17 protein-coding genes and 3 tRNA genes are annotated in these 15,376 nt (G+C 72.7%); 12 read left to right on the forward strand and 8 right to left on the reverse strand.

Annotation, left to right across the window (positions count from 1 at the left end):
• Nucleotides 1-169: 169 nt before the first annotated feature.
• A complete protein-coding gene (locus AB0F13_RS22175) occupies nt 170-1,315 on the forward strand; it encodes an RNA polymerase sigma factor (RefSeq protein WP_362084913.1) in 1,146 nt (381 codons plus the stop codon).
• Nucleotides 1,316-1,335: 20 nt separating this feature from the next.
• Here the strand turns inward: AB0F13_RS22175 and AB0F13_RS22180 are convergent, their stop codons facing one another.
• Entirely contained in the window at nt 1,336-2,772 is a 1,437-nt protein-coding gene (locus AB0F13_RS22180) for an FGGY family carbohydrate kinase (protein ID WP_362084916.1), read from the reverse strand.
• A gap of 63 nt (nt 2,773-2,835) precedes the next feature.
• The gene (locus AB0F13_RS22185) at nt 2,836-3,123 is read right to left on the reverse strand and encodes a YtxH domain-containing protein (protein WP_362084919.1); all 288 of its coding nucleotides are present in this window, start codon (nt 3,121-3,123) and stop codon (nt 2,836-2,838) included.
• 186 nt (nt 3,124-3,309) lie between these two features.
• Here AB0F13_RS22185 and AB0F13_RS22190 point away from each other — a divergent pair.
• From AB0F13_RS22190 to AB0F13_RS22215, 6 genes are all read left to right on the forward strand, one after another.
• Nucleotides 3,310-3,382 (forward strand) — tRNA-Asn (locus AB0F13_RS22190).
• 5 nt (nt 3,383-3,387) lie between these two features.
• Nucleotides 3,388-3,460, forward strand: a tRNA-Asn gene (locus tag AB0F13_RS22195).
• Nucleotides 3,461-3,640: 180 nt separating this feature from the next.
• Nucleotides 3,641-3,714, forward strand: a tRNA-Ile gene (locus AB0F13_RS22200).
• Between the two features lie 206 nt (nt 3,715-3,920).
• Nucleotides 3,921-4,310: a thioredoxin gene (gene trxA / locus AB0F13_RS22205; RefSeq protein WP_362084922.1), complete on the forward strand. Its 390-nt coding sequence runs from the start codon at nt 3,921-3,923 to the stop codon at nt 4,308-4,310.
• Nucleotides 4,303-4,929, forward strand: a complete 627-nt coding sequence (locus AB0F13_RS22210; protein ID WP_362084925.1) for a histidine phosphatase family protein — start codon at nt 4,303-4,305, stop codon at nt 4,927-4,929. The genes trxA and AB0F13_RS22210 overlap by 8 nt, the downstream gene beginning before the upstream one ends.
• A 50-nt stretch (nt 4,930-4,979) precedes the next feature.
• A complete protein-coding gene (locus tag AB0F13_RS22215) occupies nt 4,980-5,405 on the forward strand; it encodes an OsmC family protein (RefSeq protein WP_362084927.1) in 426 nt (141 codons plus the stop codon).
• A gap of 272 nt (nt 5,406-5,677) precedes the next feature.
• On the opposite strand, the gene AB0F13_RS22220 is transcribed toward AB0F13_RS22215, so the two are convergent.
• Both AB0F13_RS22220 and AB0F13_RS22225 read right to left on the reverse strand, forming a co-directional pair.
• Nucleotides 5,678-6,238, reverse strand: coding sequence for a sortase (locus tag AB0F13_RS22220; protein WP_362084930.1), 561 nt, complete (start codon nt 6,236-6,238; stop codon nt 5,678-5,680).
• Between the two features lie 94 nt (nt 6,239-6,332).
• On the reverse strand, nt 6,333-6,956 hold the full coding sequence (locus tag AB0F13_RS22225) for a hypothetical protein (protein ID WP_362084933.1): 624 nt from the start codon (nt 6,954-6,956) through the stop codon (nt 6,333-6,335).
• A gap of 182 nt (nt 6,957-7,138) precedes the next feature.
• Between AB0F13_RS22225 and AB0F13_RS22230 the strand changes: the two genes are divergently transcribed.
• A complete protein-coding gene (locus tag AB0F13_RS22230) occupies nt 7,139-7,654 on the forward strand; it encodes an isochorismatase family protein (RefSeq protein ID WP_362084936.1) in 516 nt (171 codons plus the stop codon).
• A 42-nt stretch (nt 7,655-7,696) separates the two neighbouring features.
• Here the strand turns inward: AB0F13_RS22230 and AB0F13_RS22235 are convergent, their stop codons facing one another.
• Nucleotides 7,697-8,191 carry a MarR family transcriptional regulator gene (locus AB0F13_RS22235; RefSeq protein ID WP_362084939.1) on the reverse strand — a complete coding sequence of 165 codons (495 nt, stop codon included), beginning with the start codon at nt 8,189-8,191 and terminating at the stop codon, nt 7,697-7,699.
• Nucleotides 8,192-8,280: 89 nt separating this feature from the next.
• On the opposite strand from AB0F13_RS22235, the gene AB0F13_RS22240 reads away from it, so the two are divergent.
• The 3 genes from AB0F13_RS22240 to AB0F13_RS22250 all read left to right on the forward strand — a co-directional run bounded on the left by AB0F13_RS22240 (nt 8,281) and on the right by AB0F13_RS22250 (nt 10,745).
• Entirely contained in the window at nt 8,281-9,300 is a 1,020-nt protein-coding gene (locus AB0F13_RS22240; protein ID WP_362084942.1) for an NADP-dependent oxidoreductase, read from the forward strand.
• A 130-nt stretch (nt 9,301-9,430) separates the two neighbouring features.
• Entirely contained in the window at nt 9,431-9,859 is a 429-nt protein-coding gene (locus tag AB0F13_RS22245; RefSeq protein ID WP_362084945.1) for an organic hydroperoxide resistance protein, read from the forward strand.
• Nucleotides 9,860-9,920: 61 nt separating this feature from the next.
• Nucleotides 9,921-10,745, forward strand: coding sequence for an EI24 domain-containing protein (locus AB0F13_RS22250; protein ID WP_362084947.1), 825 nt, complete (start codon nt 9,921-9,923; stop codon nt 10,743-10,745).
• 91 nt (nt 10,746-10,836) lie between these two features.
• On the opposite strand, the gene AB0F13_RS22255 is transcribed toward AB0F13_RS22250, so the two are convergent.
• Both AB0F13_RS22255 and AB0F13_RS22260 read right to left on the reverse strand, forming a co-directional pair.
• Nucleotides 10,837-11,574: a carbon-nitrogen hydrolase family protein gene (locus AB0F13_RS22255; RefSeq protein WP_362084950.1), complete on the reverse strand. Its 738-nt coding sequence runs from the start codon at nt 11,572-11,574 to the stop codon at nt 10,837-10,839.
• 7 nt (nt 11,575-11,581) lie between these two features.
• Nucleotides 11,582-12,901: a pyroglutamyl peptidase gene (locus AB0F13_RS22260; RefSeq protein ID WP_362084953.1), complete on the reverse strand. Its 1,320-nt coding sequence runs from the start codon at nt 12,899-12,901 to the stop codon at nt 11,582-11,584.
• A gap of 89 nt (nt 12,902-12,990) precedes the next feature.
• On the opposite strand from AB0F13_RS22260, the gene AB0F13_RS22265 reads away from it, so the two are divergent.
• The gene (locus AB0F13_RS22265; RefSeq protein ID WP_362084956.1) at nt 12,991-13,797 is read left to right on the forward strand and encodes an MgtC/SapB family protein; all 807 of its coding nucleotides are present in this window, start codon (nt 12,991-12,993) and stop codon (nt 13,795-13,797) included.
• Between the two features lie 466 nt (nt 13,798-14,263).
• Here the strand turns inward: AB0F13_RS22265 and AB0F13_RS22270 are convergent, their stop codons facing one another.
• A complete protein-coding gene (locus AB0F13_RS22270; RefSeq protein WP_362084959.1) occupies nt 14,264-15,148 on the reverse strand; it encodes an SGNH/GDSL hydrolase family protein in 885 nt (294 codons plus the stop codon).
• Nucleotides 15,149-15,376 lie beyond the last annotated feature (228 nt).

Below are 15,376 nucleotides of genomic sequence, written 5' to 3' on the forward strand. Positions count from 1 at the left end.
GCGTAAGCAGCCGGTCACGATACGGGCTCAGAAAGTGAGCGCACGCCCCTCGTGGCGGGCCCGCGTCGTACCCCACACTGGTGGGCGGTGCCTGAGTCCTCGGAGCGCGGCAGGCCCGGCCTGCCGGACCCGGATTCCCCCGCGAAGCCGCTCCAGCTCCCCGGCACGGGTGGCGGCCCGGCCGTCGCCTCGCCATGAATGCTCTGCCGCATGCTCTGCCGCCTCAGCAGCGATCACCCTGGAGGTCGCCCCCGTGCAGACCCGGACCCCGACCCTGCCTCAGGCCCTGGCCGATCCGGCACCGACCGTGCCGCAGCAGGCCGAGCCGCCCGCGTCCGAGACCCCGGCCTTCGTCGAGGAGGCGGCCCCGGAACCGGAACCGGCCGTGCGCGCCGACACCAGCGGCCCCTCCTCCGACCTCTTCCGCCAGTACCTGAGGGAGATCGGCCGCATCCCGCTGCTGTCGGCGGTGGAGGAGGTGGAGCTGGCCCGCCGCGTCGAAGCCGGGCTCTTCGCCGAGGAGAAGCTGAGCAGCACGCCCGACCTCGACACCCGGCTCGCCCTCGACCTCGACCGCCTGGTGGTGCTCGGCCGCATGGCCAAGCGCCGCCTCATCGAGGCCAACCTGCGCCTCGTCGTCTCCGTCGCCAAGCGCTACATCGGCCGCGGGCTGACCATGCTCGACCTCGTCCAGGAGGGAAACCTGGGACTGATCAGGGCGGTTGAGAAATTCGACTACGCCCGCGGCTACAAATTCTCGACATACGCCACCTGGTGGATCCGTCAGGCCATGTCGCGGGCGCTCGCCGACCAGGCCCGCACGATCCGGGTGCCCGTCCACGTAGTGGAGTTGATCAACCGCGTGGTGCGGGTGCAGCGCCGCATGCTGCAGGAGCGCGGCTACGAACCCACCGCCGAGGAGGTCGCCGCCCACCTGGAGCTCTCCCAGGAACGCGTCAGCGAAGTGCTGCGCCTGGCCCAGGAGCCGGTGTCGCTGCACGCGCCCGTGGGCGAGGAGGACGACGTCGCGCTCGGCGACCTCATCGAGGACGGCGACGCCACCTCGCCCGTGGAGTCCGCCGCCTTCCTGCTGCTGCGCGAGCACCTGGAGGCCGTGCTCTCCACGCTGGGCGAGCGCGAGCGCAAGGTCGTCCAGCTGCGGTACGGGCTGGTCGACGGCAGGCCCCGCACGCTGGAGGAGATCGGCCGGATCTTCGGCGTCACGCGCGAGCGCATCCGCCAGATCGAGTCCAAGACCCTCAACAAGCTGCGCGATCACGCCTTCGCCGACCAGCTGCGCGGCTATCTCGACTGAGCACGCGGCGCCCGGAACGGTCAGGACACGTTGAACGACCCGGGGTGGGTCTGCTCCCGCACGGTCACGTACTGCTGCCGCACCGCGTGCCCGACGGCCAGATCCTCGCCGGACGGGTCGAACACCTGGCTGGCGGCGGCAGGCCAGAGCGGGGGCTGCTGCGGGGACAGCGTGCCCTGCTGGACGCCCAGGGCCCATGCCGCCTGCCGGGCCGCGCCCAGCGCCGCGTAGTCCGCCGGCTGCGGCACGACGACCTGGGTGCCGAACAGCAGCGGTGCGATCGCCTGCACGGCCGGCAGCTCCGCCGCCGCACCCAGCAGGAACACCCGGCGCACCTCGACGCCGCGCCCGCGCAGCACGTCCAGCGCGTCCGTGAGCCCGCACAGCATGCCCTCGAAGGCCGCCCGCGCCAGGTGCTCCGGCTTCATGCTCTCGCGCCGCAGCCCGGCCAGGGTGCCCGCCGTGTGGGGCAGGTGCGGGGTCCGCTCGCCCTCCAGGTACGGCAGCAGCACCAGCCCGTACGAGCCGGGGGAGGACTGCAGGGCGAGCTCGGAGAGGCCCGGCAGGTCCGTGCCGAGCAGCTCGGCGGTGCCCCGCAGGACCCGCACGGCGTTGAGGGTGTGCACGACGGGCAGGTGCATGCCGGTCGCGTCCGCGAAGGAGGTGATGGTGCCCGTGGTGTCCGCGAGCGCCGAGTGGTGCACGGCGAAGACCGAACCGGAGGCACCCATCGAGATCACGGCGTCGCCGATGCCGACGCCCAGCCCGAAGGCCGCCGCCATCGTCTCGCCCGTCCCGGCGGAGATCAGCAGCCCCTCGGGGGTGTGCCCGGCGGGCTCGGCCGGGCCCAGGACCTCGGGCAGCGCCGCCTGGCGGCCCAGCGCCAGCTCCACCAGGTCCGGCCGCCAGCCGCCCGTGGCCGCCGACCAGAAACCCGTACCGGAGGCGTCACCGCGGTCCGTCGTGCACCGCCCCGGGCGGCCCAGCAGCTGCCAGACCAGCCAGTCGTGCGGCTGCAGCACCGCGGCGACCCGCGCGGCGGACTCCGGCTCGTTACGGGCCAGCCAGCGCAGCTTCGCCACCGGCTGCGCCGCCTGCGGTACCGCCCCGACGGCCTCGGCCCACGCGGCCCGGCCGCCCAGCGCGTCGGCAAGATCGGCCGCGGCGGCCTGTACGCGCTTGTCGTTGCCGAGCAGGGCGGGGCGTACGAGCACGCCGCCCGCGTCCAGCGTGAGCAGCCCGTGCTGCTGTGCGGAGACGCCGATGGCCTGCACGCCTTCCAGCAGCCCGCCGGTCGCCGCCTCACCCAGCGAGATCAGCCACGCCTGTGGATCGCCCTCCGGCGACGACTGCGGATGGGGTGCGTACCCCTGCCGGAGCACGGCGCCCGTGTCCGCGTCGCAGACGACGATCCGTGTGCTCTCCGAGGAACTGTCCAACCCGGCGACTATGCCCATGCCGTGATGATGCCAAACCCTGGGGGAATACCCCGCATCCGGTCGGGCACCGGCCGCCGCCGGTCAGGTGTTGCTGGTGCCCCAGTCGTCCTCGTCGGCCGTGCCCCGGCCCCGCAGGGAGCGGATCCGGCCGGTCACCGCCTCCGGCAACCGCTCGCCGACCTTGCCGAACGCCTTGGTGGCCACTGCCCGGCTGTTGACCGCGGCGGTTTCGGCCGTGTTGCGCACCGCCGGATTCTGTGCGACCCGCCGCGCTCCCTTGCGCAGCTCCTCATACCGCTCGCGCCCGGCCCGTGCGCCGAGCACGTACCCGACAGCCGCGCCGGTGATGAACGTCAGCCGGTAGCGCATAGCGCCTCACCCTTCCGTTGGATCCGCCGCTGTGCTGCCGCCTACCCGGCAGGACCGAAGGTCACTCCCGGGGTCCGGGCATACCGATTGGCGGAGCACCCCCCTGCTTGCGCTAATGTATGTGTCGCAGCGAGCGCACGCCGCCCGGGAGGCCGGACGGGGGTGCATTCGAGGCAAACGCGACAATCCCCTGTAGCTCAATTGGCAGAGCAGCCGACTGTTAATCGGCAGGTTACTGGTTCGAGTCCAGTCGGGGGAGCGCGATCCCCTGTAGCTCAATTGGCAGAGCAGCCGACTGTTAATCGGCAGGTTACTGGTTCGAGTCCAGTCGGGGGAGCAGATGAGAGAGGGCCCCTCCCGGGGGTCCTTTTTTCATTCCGGGAGGAACCGAACCGCGGTGATCGAAGTCCTCTTGGTCAGACCGATCACACGATAAGGCCCCTCCGGGGCAGCAGATCGTATGAACGGCTATGCTGCGGCAGACGGCGCGCACAGATGTGCGCGACGCGCCGTGAACGGGGCGGTAGCTCAGCCGGTTAGAGCAGCGGACTCATAATCCGTCGGCCGTGGGTTCGAGTCCCACCCGCCCCACTCACGCGGTTCAGGTGCAGAAACGTTGCGACCTGCCTCTTCATGGCCTCCTCCCCGCCCCGACCGGTTCCGACCGGGCGGGGCTTCGTGCTGTCGGGGGCCGGATCCCGGGCGGTGGCGGGGCCGGAATACGTCGCGGGCCGGGTCCGTTGCCGTGCGTGGGCCACACTGGGGCGGACGAGACAACCGGAAGCGGGTAGGCGGTCATGAGCAGCAGTACCGTGGAGCTCACCAAGGAGAACTTCGACGAGGTCGTGTCCGGGGGCGGGTTCGTCCTCATCGACTTCTGGGCCGAGTGGTGCGGGCCGTGCCGGCAGTTCGCGCCGGTGTTCGAGAGGGCGGCCGGGCGCCATGACGATCTGGTGTTCGCCAAGGTCGACACCGAGGCGCAGCCCGATCTGGCGGCCGCCTTCGAGATCCGGTCGATCCCGACGCTGATGATCGTGCGGGACAACATCGCGGTGTTCGCCCAGCCCGGGGCGTTGCCGGAGGCCGCGCTGGAGGACGTGATCCAGCAGGCGCGGGCGCTGGACATGGACGAGGTGCGGGCCTCGGTGACGCAGGCGCAGGACAAGGCGCAGGGCGGCGATGAGTGAGCTGCTGCTGATCCGGCACGGGGAGACGGCCTGGAGCCGGGACGGGCGGCACACCAGCTGGACCGACAAGCCGCTGACCGAGCGTGGTGAGCGGGAGGCCGAGGGGCTGCGGCCGTTGCTTCAGGGGCGGCAGATCGGCCTGGTGCTCGTGAGTCCCATGGCCCGGGCGGCGCGCACCGCGGAGCTGGCGGGGCTGAAGGACGCCCGGACGGAGCCCGACCTGCGCGAATGGGACTACGGCGGCTACGAGGGCGTCACGACCGCCGAGATCCGGCGTGGCCGGCCCGGCTGGTTCCTGTTCGACGACGGGGTCGTCCCCGGCCCCGACGGACACCCCGGGGAGACGCCCGGCCAGGTGGGGGCCCGCGCCGACCGGGTGCTGGCGCGGATCGGGCCCCGGCTCGACGGCGAGGACGGCGGCGATGTCGTCCTGGTCGCGCACGCGCACTTCCTGCGGGTGCTGACGGCTCGTAGGCTCGGGCTGCCGCCGTCGGCCGGTGCGCTGTTCCGGCTGGACACCGGGACCGTCAGCCGGATCGGCACCGAGCACGGACGCCCGGCGCTCCTCGCCTGGAACGGGCGTGTCGCAACCGGGGGCGGCGGGACCGGGGCAGGATGATCGGGACGTCGTACTGATCTTTATATGACCGTTGTTCCTGGGAGGAACCAGTGGCCACCAACCGCATCGCGACCACCGTCTGGGAAGGCGAACTGCTCAAGGGCAGTGGGGTCGTCACCATGGAGTCGTCGGGCATCGGCTCCTACCCGGTCTCCTGGCCCTCCCGTGCCGAGCAGGCCAATGGCAAGACCAGCCCCGAGGAGCTCATCGCGGCCGCGCACTCCAGCTGCTTCTCCATGGCCCTCTCCCACGGCCTGACCGGTGCCGGTACGCCGCCCACCCGCCTGGAGACCAAGGCCGAGGTGACCTTCCAGCCGGGCGAGGGCATCACCGGCATCCACCTGACCGTCCGCGGCGAGGTGCCCGGCCTGGACGAGGAGGGCTTCGTGGCGGCGGCCGAGAACGCCAAGAAGAACTGCCCGGTCAGCCAGGCGCTCGCCGGGACGACGATCACGCTGTCCGCAGAGATCGCCTAGAGGCGACCGGAGGACGCCCACGGGCGCGCGGGCCGGGCGCAGAGGCGCCTGAGGCCGCGCGCCTACGCCTTCGGTCCGGCGTGGACGGGCGCACACGCCGCCTGGGTGTCGCGCGCCTACGCCTTCTCCAGCGGGGATGGGCGCACGCGCGCCTGGGTGCCGCGCGCCTACGCCTTCTCCGGCGTGGACGGGCGCACACGCGCGCCTGGGTGCCGCGCGCCTACGCCTTCTCCGGCGTGGACGGGCGCACACGCCGCCTGGGCGCCGCGCGCCTACGCCTTCAGTTCGGCGTGGACGACGAGATTCTCCGCAGGGTGCCCGCCGCCGTCGAGTTCGCCCGCGCAGGAGACGAGCCGTAGCGCCCTCTCGTTCGTCTCTCCGTAGACCTTCCGCTTGGGGAAGGCGCTCTCACCGGCCTTCTCCGTACCGGTCACGGAGAAGTGCAGCACCACCCCGTCGCCGCGCTCGACGTCGATCACGGTGCCCTTGGTGACCTTGTGCAGGTCATGGAAGACCGCCTTGCCGTCGCGGGCGTCGCTGTGGCCGACGATCACGGCGGTACCCGGCGTGCCGGGCTTGGCGCTGCCCGTGTACCAGCCGGCGGTCATGCTCTTCCCGGGCGGCGGGACCCGCACGGTGTCGTCCTTGTTCAGGCCCACCCGGATCAGCGGGCTGGCCACGCCGATGGAGGGGATGGCGACCCGGGAGGGCTCCTCGGCCCGGGCCGGGCCGCCGATGACCTTGTCGGTGCCGCCGCCCGGCGAGCACGCGGCCAGCAGAATCACCGGCACGGCCAGCAGGGCGGGGGTGAAGAGGTGCGTACGACGGGACATGCCGTCCACCGTAGGAACCGGACCGCCGTCCGTGCCTCGGCCGATCGGCCACTTCCCCGCCCCCGAAGTGCGACCACAGGGGGAGGCCGCCCGCTCATGGGCCCCCGGCCACCCCGCCCGCCCGGCCCACCAGCCGCTGGAACAGGCCCCACGTGAACTCCGCCACATACTCGCCACGGTGTCCCGAGGCGTCCGGGGCGGCGAAGGCCAGCTGCCAGCGCGTGGGAGCCGTCCCCTCCATGGGGCGGGCGGGCGCGAAGGCCCGCGCCACCTCGTCCACCGTGCACGACCACGGCAGCAGGTCCTCGATCGTGCGGAGCGAGGGCCCTCGTGCGCCGGGAGCGCGCACCAGCCATTCGTTCCAGACTGCGCCGCCGGGCGCGCCCAGCACCTCGAAGCGCAGGTCGGGCCAGAGCGGCACCGGCCACGTCGTCGCCTCGAAGGCCAGGTCCCCGACGCGGCGCTCGGTGACGGTCTCGGGCGGGCCGAGCACGGAGCGGTAGCGGGGCCGGGCGCCGCCGCGGCGCGGTGAGCGCAGCATCGCCTGCCAGCGGCGGTTGGCCTCGCGCATCTCGCCGCGTCCGGTGCCCAGTTCGCGCAGCGCGTCCTCGACCAGGCCGGGCTGGTGGTCGGCCATCCGGCGCAACAGGACGAGCTGGAACTCCAGGGGCCCGAAGGCGGGGGTGGCGCCTGGGGCGGGGTCGGGTGCCGGTCTCATGGGGGCAATCGTCGCGCACCGGGACCTCGTCCGGGCAACCGATCGGGGAACCCGGGCGAGTTGGCGCGCCGGTCGTACGGGCGGGAGCGAAAGCCGCCCTTTCCCGCAAGCTTTACCTCCCGGCAGCCGTGAGCACGCCCGGAGGCCGCCCATGCCGTGGTCGTGGCCGGTACCGTCTGGCCATGACGGAAATCGACCCCCAGCGCACCGCACTCGTCCTCGTCGATCTCATGGAACGCCTCGTGGCGTTGCCGCTCGCGCCGCGCCCCGGCGACGAAGTGGCCGGGACCGCGGCGCAGTTGGCGGGAGCCTTCCGCAAGGCCGGGGCGCCGGTGGTGGTCGTGCGGGTGGAGCGGACCGGCGTCGCGGAGCAGCCGCCCGGCAGCGGGCTGCTCGCCGGGATCGCCGAGCCCGGGGACATCGAGATCGTCAAGCGGGCCGTGGGGGCGTTCCACGGCACCGAGCTCGACGCGCGGCTGCGTGAGCGGGGCGTGCGGACGCTCGTACTGGCCGGGATCGCCACCAATCTCGGCGTGGAGTCGACCGCCCGTGCCGCCGCGGACCACGGCTACGAGCTCGTCTTCGTCGAGGACGCGATGAGCGCCCTGACCGCGGAGGAGCACCGGGCGTCGGTGACGCTGGACATGCCGCGCCTGGGCACGGTCGTCACCGCCGCCGAGCTGACCCTCGCCGGATAGGGCGGCACGCGGCTCCGGCCGCGGGCGGAGGGCCCGGGGCTCTCAGAGCTCGCGGGCCCCTGCTCCGTCCTCGCCCAGCATCCGCCTCAGCAGGTCGCGCAGCGTCGTGCGCTCCCGCGTCGACAGCCCGGCCAGCGGCTCCCGCGCGAAGTGCAGCGACTCGCGCAGCCGGTCGGCGGTGGCCCGGCCATCGGCCGTCGCGGCGGCGAGCTTGACGCGGCGGTCGTCGGGGTCCGGGCGGCGCTCGACCAGGCTCCGGGCCTCCAGGCGGTCGACGATGCCCGTGACGTTCGACGGCTCGCACTTCAGCTTCTGGGCGATCTTCCGCATGGGCATCGGATCGCGGGCCAGCAGGGCCAGGACGCGCGCCTGGGCGCCCGTGAGCGAGTGCTTGCCGGCCGCCTCCTCGTACTCCTCGTGGTAGCGCGCCACGACCGTCCCGATGAGCTCGACGACCTCGACCGTCAGGGCGTCGGGCGGGGGCGCCGGGGGGCCGGCCGGCGGGGTCGGCGGAGTCGGGGCCGGGGTCGCAGTCATGGGACACAGCCTACCCGGTTACTTGACAACATGAAATATCGAGGCACATGATTGTTTCAGCTCCTGAAGCATTAGGAAGGTTGGTCCCCATGTCCGCCACGCCCGCCGTCAGCCGTGAATGGCACCTCGTCGCCCGTCCGCAGGGCTGGCCCGAGCCCGAGGACTTCGCCCTGCGCGAGGCCGCGATCCCCGAGCCCGCCGACGGCCAGATCCTCGTCCGCAACATTCACCTCTCGGTGGACCCGTACATGCGGGGCCGGATGAACGACGTGAAGTCCTACATCCCGCCGTTCCAGCTCGACCAGCCGATGGACGGGGGTGCGGTCGGCGAGGTCGTCGCCTCCCGCGCCGAGGGCTTCGCGCCCGGCGACCACGTCCTGCACGGCCTGGGCTGGCGCGAGTACGCGGTCGTGGACGCCCGGCGCGCCGCCAAGGTCGACGCCGGGATCGCTCCGCTCTCCGCCTACCTCGGCGTGCTGGGCATGCCGGGCATGACCGCCTACGCGGGCCTGCTGGAGGTCGCCTCCTTCAAGGAGGGCGAAACCGTCTTCGTCTCCGGCGCCGCGGGTGCGGTCGGCAGCCTGGTGGGCCAGATCGCCAAGCTCAAGGGCGCCGCGCGCGTCATCGGCAGCGCGGGCTCGGACGAGAAGGTCAAGGTCCTCCTCGACGAGTACGGCTTCGACGCCGCCTTCAACTACAAGAGCGGCCCCGTCGCCGAGCAGCTGAAGGAGGCCGCACCCGACGGCATCGACGTCTACTTCGACAACGTCGGCGGCGACCACCTCGAAGCAGCGCTCGGCGCCCTCAACCTCAAGGGCCGCGTCACCATGTGCGGCATGATCGCCCAGTACAACGCCACCGAGGCGACGCCCGGCCCGCGCAACATGGTCAACATCCTGGCGAAGCGGCTGCGCGTCCAGGGCATGATCGTCTCCGACCACGAGGCGCTGCGCCCGCAGTTCGTCCAGGAGGTCGGCGGCTGGATCCGCTCCGGCGAGCTCAAGTACAGCGAGACGGTCGTGCACGGCATCGAGCACGTATCAGAAGCTTTTCTGGGCCTGTTGCGCGGCGAGAACACCGGCAAGATGATCGTCACTCTCGACGCCTGAAGCGCCATGAGCGCATGAGCGCCCATGGCGCCTGGAGCGCCACGAACGCCTGAAGCACCACGAACGCCTGACGGCGGCCCCGCAGCGGGCTGCCGGCCACCCCCGCATGCACCCGCAGAGGAGAAACGTTATGCCGATCCAGCCCGTAGAGGTCCTCTACACCGCCGTCGCCACCGCCGAGAACGGCCGTGACGGCCGCGTCGCCAGCGACGACGGCAAGCTCGACGTCGTCGTCAACCCCCCGAAGGAGCTGGGCGGCAGCGGCGCCGGCACCAACCCCGAGCAGCTCTTCGCCGCCGGGTTCAGCGCCTGCTTCCAGGGCGCGCTGGGCGTCGTCGCCCGCCAGGCCAAGGCCGACATCTCCGGCTCGACCGTCACCGCCGAGGTCGGCATAGGCAAGGCCGCGGACGGCGGCTTCGGCATCAAGGTCGCGCTCTCGGCCCGCATCCCGAACGTCGACGAGGCGACCGCCCGCTCCCTCGTGGAGAAGGCCCACCAGGTCTGCCCCTACTCCAACGCCACGCGCGGCAACATCGAGGTCACCCTCGACGTCGTCTGACGGACGGCAGGCTTCCGGGCGCGACGATCGCATTCCCGCCAAGCGGCTACGCTTTCCCGCCATGCGAGATCTTGTTGCGGGCATGACGTACCTGGCCAAGGGTCAGCGCTGGGTGGGGCGTAACCGCCGGCAGTGGGGGTTCGGGCTGCTGCCCGGCCTGATCACACTGGTCGGGTACGCGGCGGCGATCGTCGCGCTCGTCGTATGGGCGGACGATGCCGTCGACTGGGCCACGCCCTTCGCCGACGACTGGGGCACGCCCTGGCTCGGCCTCTTCCGCGGGGCCCTGACGGCGGTGTTCTTCGGCGGCTGCCTGCTGCTCTCGCTGATCTCCTTCACCGCCGTGACACTGCTGGTGGGCCAGCCCTTCTACGAGTCGCTCTCCGAGCGGGTCGACCTCGCCGAGGGCGGCACCGCCCCCGCCTCCGGGCTGCCGCTCTGGCGGGACCTGTGGAACTCGGCCCGCGAGAGCCTCGCCGTGCTCGTGCGGGTGGCGCTGTGGGGCATCCTGCTCTTCGCGCTGGGCTTCGTGCCCGTCATCGGACAGACCGTCATTCCCGCGATCGGCTTCTGCGTCTCCGGCTTCTTCCTCGCCGAGGAGCTCACCGCCGTCGCCCTCCAGCGGCGCGGGGTGGCGCTGCGTGAACGGCTGCGGATGCTGCGCTCGCGCAAGCTGCTCACGCTCGGCTTCGGGGTGCCGTTGGTGCTGCTGTTCCTGGTGCCGTTCGTGGCGGTGTTCGTCATGCCGGGGGCGGTTGCCGGGGCGACGCTGCTGGTGCGGGAGCTGACGGGGGAGGCAGCCGAGGAGGACGACGAGGCCGAGGGGGACGAGGCGGCTGAGCGCGAGGACGGAGAGTCCTCCCGGTCCCGCCCCTTCCCGCTGTAGCCGGTCTGCGGCTTCGCCGCGTGCCGGAGCTCCGCCACGGACCCGGTCTCGAACTCCCCCAGCCACCGCCGGGAGGCGCCACCGGACGGGCTCAACCAAGCCCGTCCGGCGATTGAGGACCGAGCACCAGCCCCTCCTCCGCGTCCGCCCCCTCCGCGACGGCCGTGCCGTCCGGGCCCCACACCGCGCTCAGTCCGCACGCGTCGTACGGGCCGGCCCGGCCCACGTGGTTGGCGAGGAGCACGTGCAGGCCGTTGTCCTTCGCCAGGGCCGGGAAGATCTCCCGTCGTTCGGCCTGGCCCGCGCCCCGGCCGTACAGCGAACTCGCCAGCAGCACCCGGCAGCCGTCGGCCGCCGCGCGGGCCGCGAGGGCGGGGAAGTGGGCGTCGAAACAGATGGCGAGGGCGAAGGCGACGCCGTTGAGCGCGAACCGCCCGTCGGCCGTCCCCGCGACGAAGCCGGCCGCGGCCTCGGTCTGCGTTACGTGCTGCTTGTCGTAGCGGGTGAGCAGCGCGCCGTCCGGCCCGTACACGAACGAACTGATCGTCGGCCCGGCCGGCGCCCGCCCCGCGCAGTTGACCACCGCCGCGACGCCGGCCGCCCGGCACGCCTCGCGCAGCGGCGTGAGCCGGGGGTCGTCCGGTGCCAGGGTCAGCCGGCCGGCCCCGTCGGCTATGGCGTCGAGCTCGTAGCCCGTGACGGCCAGTTCGGCGAAGACGACGAGCGAGGCGCCCCGCTCGCCGGCCTCGGTGACGAAACCGGCCATGCGGGCGACGTTGGCGTCGATGTCGCGGGGCCGGGCGGTGAACTGCGCAGCAGAGATGATCACGCAGCCATCATGCCCGTCCGGCGCTGCCCACGGCCACCGCGATCACCGACCGGATCTGCGCGGTGATCGCCAGCCGGTCCCTCACGAAGGCGGGGTCCGTGACCTGCCCCGTCGCCGGATCGGTGTTGCCCTCGCCGAACCGCAGCACGGGGGTGTGCAGATGGCCGCCCGGTATGCCGGGACGCACGGCGTCGCGCAGCAGGGTCGCCCGGTAGGCGATCTCGTTGGAGAGGTAGTCGCCGCCGCCGCCCGCGCGGGCGGTCGAGCCCGGTGTCGGGCCGTCCGCCCGGTCGGCCTCCTCCGTGCCGCCCGCCGGGATCTCGGTGACGGCGGTGTTGTCCTGGACCGGGAACGGCCCGGTCCCCGCCGCGGTGATCGCGGCGTACGGCAGGGTCGTCGTCGTCCACTGCGGCTGCGGGGTCACGGTCGGCACGCCGGGCGGCACGGGCACGGTCTCCGTACGGGATTCGTTCGCGTTGTCCGGGTAGCCGCCGCGCCACGCCCCGTTGGTGCGCTCCAGGTCGAAGCGGCCGGGCCGGCCCTGGCTGATGGTGGTGAACAGGTCGGCCCGGCGCGCCCCGGACCGGAAGTGCGGCAGCAGCGTCCGCTCGACCGTGCCGTCCGCGAAGTCCGCCCAGCGCACCGGGAAGAGGGCCGCCTCGATGCGCGCCGGGCCCGCGGAGGTCTCGACGGTGGTGCCGTCGAGGGCGAGCGCCGCGGCCCCCGAGGGGTTGGAGCGGCGGATGTCGGAGTCGAGCTGGAACGGGTCGAAGCCGGTGATCACGACGCGCTTGACCTGGGAACCCGGCGGCAGCACGACCGAGTCCTGGCCGCGCGAGCCGCGCTCCACCACCGCCACGAGATCCGCGCGGCGCCGCTCGTCCAGCGCGAACGCCGGCTGCCACTCGCGCAGGGCTCGCGTCATGCCCAGCCGGGCCCAGTACAGCGGACGGTCGTCGTCCCGGCTCAGGTCCCCGCCGTCCGGCCCCCGGCCCTGCACCCGGTCCACGGCCCGCCGCCACAGCCGCCGCCCCTCGGCCGTGGCCAGCAACTGCGCCTGCCCGACGGAGCGGGTACGGGACAGGGCGCGGGCGAAGCCGGGCGCCATGTCGTCGAAACCGCTGCGCCGCAGGATCTCCCGCGGCACGGCGCCGGTCAGCCGCTGCTCCTCGACGGTGAGCGGTGCGGTCCGTGCGGAGGAGGAGGCGGGGGAGGGGTCGGCCGCGGCGGGGGCCGAGAGGGCCAGCGGTGCGCAGGCGAGCAGAGCGGCGCCCAGGGTGCCGAGGCGGGCCCGACGGGATGTCCGGGAAGAATCAATGGGTCTCATGAGCTGGAAGGAAACCACTGCGAAGGCATTGGCGGTAGGGGGAGGTCAACTCCCCTCGCGCACAGTCACCTTCAGGCCACAATGGCGAGATGGCATTCTCGCAGCTTCTCGCCGACCCGCTCATATCCGCCGGACGCCATTTCGCTGCCCCGCTGTTCGAACCGGGCAGCGGCCAAGGGGTACGCCAGCTCATCGAGTTGGGGCTCGCCCTGCTCCTTTCCTCGCTCATCGGCCTGGAGCGCGAACTGCAGCAGAAGAGCGCGGGCCTGCGCACGCACACCCTGGTCGGAGTGGGCAGCGCCCTGTTCATGGAGATCTCGATCCACGGCTTCGGCGCGATGCCCGAGCTGGCCGGGGGCGCCCGCCTGGACGGTTCCCGGGTGGCGGCGCAGATCGTCTCCGGCATCGGCTTCATCGGCGGCGGCCTCATCTTCGTCCGCCGCGACGCGGTGCGCGGCCTGACGACGGCCGCCACCATCTGGCTGACCTGTGCCGTGGGCATGGCGTGCGGCGGCGGACTGCCGCTGCTGGGGGCCGCCGCGACCGTGGTGCACTTCCTGGTGGTCCGTGGATTCCCCGTCGTCACGCGGCGGCTGGCGGTTGCACCGGTCACCGAGCGGGTCGAGCTGCGGCTGTCCTACCGTACGCGCCGGGGCCTGCTGGGCCGGGTGCTGGAGCTGTGCACGAAGAGCGGCTTCCAGGTGACGGACGTACAGGTCGACGCCGAGGCGGGCGCCGGGGAGGGGCCCGACAAGGGGAAGGGCAAGGGCAAGGAGGCGGGTGTCGTGCTGAGCCTGGAGGGCAAGGGCTCCGCGCATCCGCTGGTGGAGGAGCTGACGGACTGGGACGGCATCACCGGCGTCGGGCTCTGCACACACGGCGAGAGTACGGAATGACCGGCCGGGCGACCGGTGTTGTCCCCGTGACGGGTGAACTCGCTTATGCGGCACGCGCATTCATCGGATAGCGTGCTGGAAGAGGGTGGTCGCGGTCTTCGCGCGAGCCCTCGGCCACGGCCTGGGCTCCATCGGGCGGTGCGCGGACGACCGGTCGCCCGGGGCGAGGGTACGGGCACCGGTGCACGGTCCGCGCCCGCGCCGGCGGTGCGGGACCGGGCCGTGAGACGGGGCCGGCTCTCCGGCCGCGCCAGGGGCGGGGCCACCTGACAGGCCCTGCCCCTGCCCCTTCCACGCCCGCGGCGCCCTTCGCGCTTCCGCGCCTGCCCGTGCGGGTCCGTGCGGGTCCGCCCTTCCGCGTTCGCCGGCGCCGGGCCGTCTTTCCGTGCCTGCCGGTGCCGGTCCGCTTTCCGCGCCCTTCGGCACCGGGGCGGCCCTGCTGCGGTGCTTGCCGGGTCCGGTTCTCCTACGCCACCGGTTCCTTGGACGTGATCGTGCGGTAGGCCATGCCGGCCAGCTCTCCCTGGCCCTTCTTGCTGGGGTGGAACCAGTCCCACCTGCTCAGCTCCTGGCCGGTGAAGCCGTAGCCGTTGACCGCGCCGTCGTAGCGGCACAGCGCGTCCCGGGAGCAGACGTCCTTGAGCACCGCGTTGTACTCGCCGACCCGTTTGTCGACCTGTGCCCGCCGTTCCTCGGCCGCCTCGTCCACGGCGTCGGCGTCGCGCAGCATCGAGGGGCAGATCGACGCCATCTTCCAGATCTGCTTCCCGAGCGCGTTCTTGCGCCCCTCCGACCACAGCCGCTTCAGATCGGGGATGCCGGCGACGTACACCTGGGACTTGGGCAGGCTGCTGCGCAAGGTGCCCAGGGAGGACTCGAAGTCCGCGCGGAAGCGGTCGACGGGTGTCATCTCGGTCACATCCGAGCGGCAGGCGTCGTTGGCGCCGAGGAGGACGGTCACCAGCTGCGGCTTGTGGGTCACGGCCGAGCGCATCTGATCCGGCAGGTCGGCCATGCGTGCGCCGGTCCTCGCGTAGTTCCAGCTGCTGGTCTGCGGGGACAGCAGCAGTCGCCGGGCGACGCTGTCGACCTCCGTGCCGGTGGCCCAGGAGACCTCGGGGCAGTCCTTGAGCACCGAGCAGGCGTCGAAGCCGCGGGTGATGGAGTCGCCGAGGGAGGCCAGGGATTCGGGGCGGGTGTTCCAGGCCGGGCGGGTGGGGGCGGACTTCGCGGGGGACGCCTTGTTCTCGGCGCCGCCGTCGTCGCAGCCGGTGGCCAGCAGTGCGGCACCGAGCACCGCGGCGGCGGTCCGTATGCCCGCGGACGGCCTTCGCCTCCTGGTCGTACCCATCTCGTTCCCCCTCCGGCCGGGTGATATCTGTTCTGGACCGACGGTACGTCACCCCGCAGGGCTCCCCGCACGGTAACTTTTCCCCGGTGATCAACTTGTTCCGGGATCTTTGTGAACGCGGCACGACGACATCACAACACGTCACTTCCTGTCCCTTTTCAGGAGAATTGCTCCCGATGGTGTTTACTGTTGGTAACCTCGCGAGCTTGTGCGGGGGTGGCCATGCGG

It is taken from the genome of Streptomyces sp. NPDC026206, assembly GCF_040638465.1.
Lineage (GTDB): Bacteria > Actinomycetota > Actinomycetes > Streptomycetales > Streptomycetaceae > Streptomyces.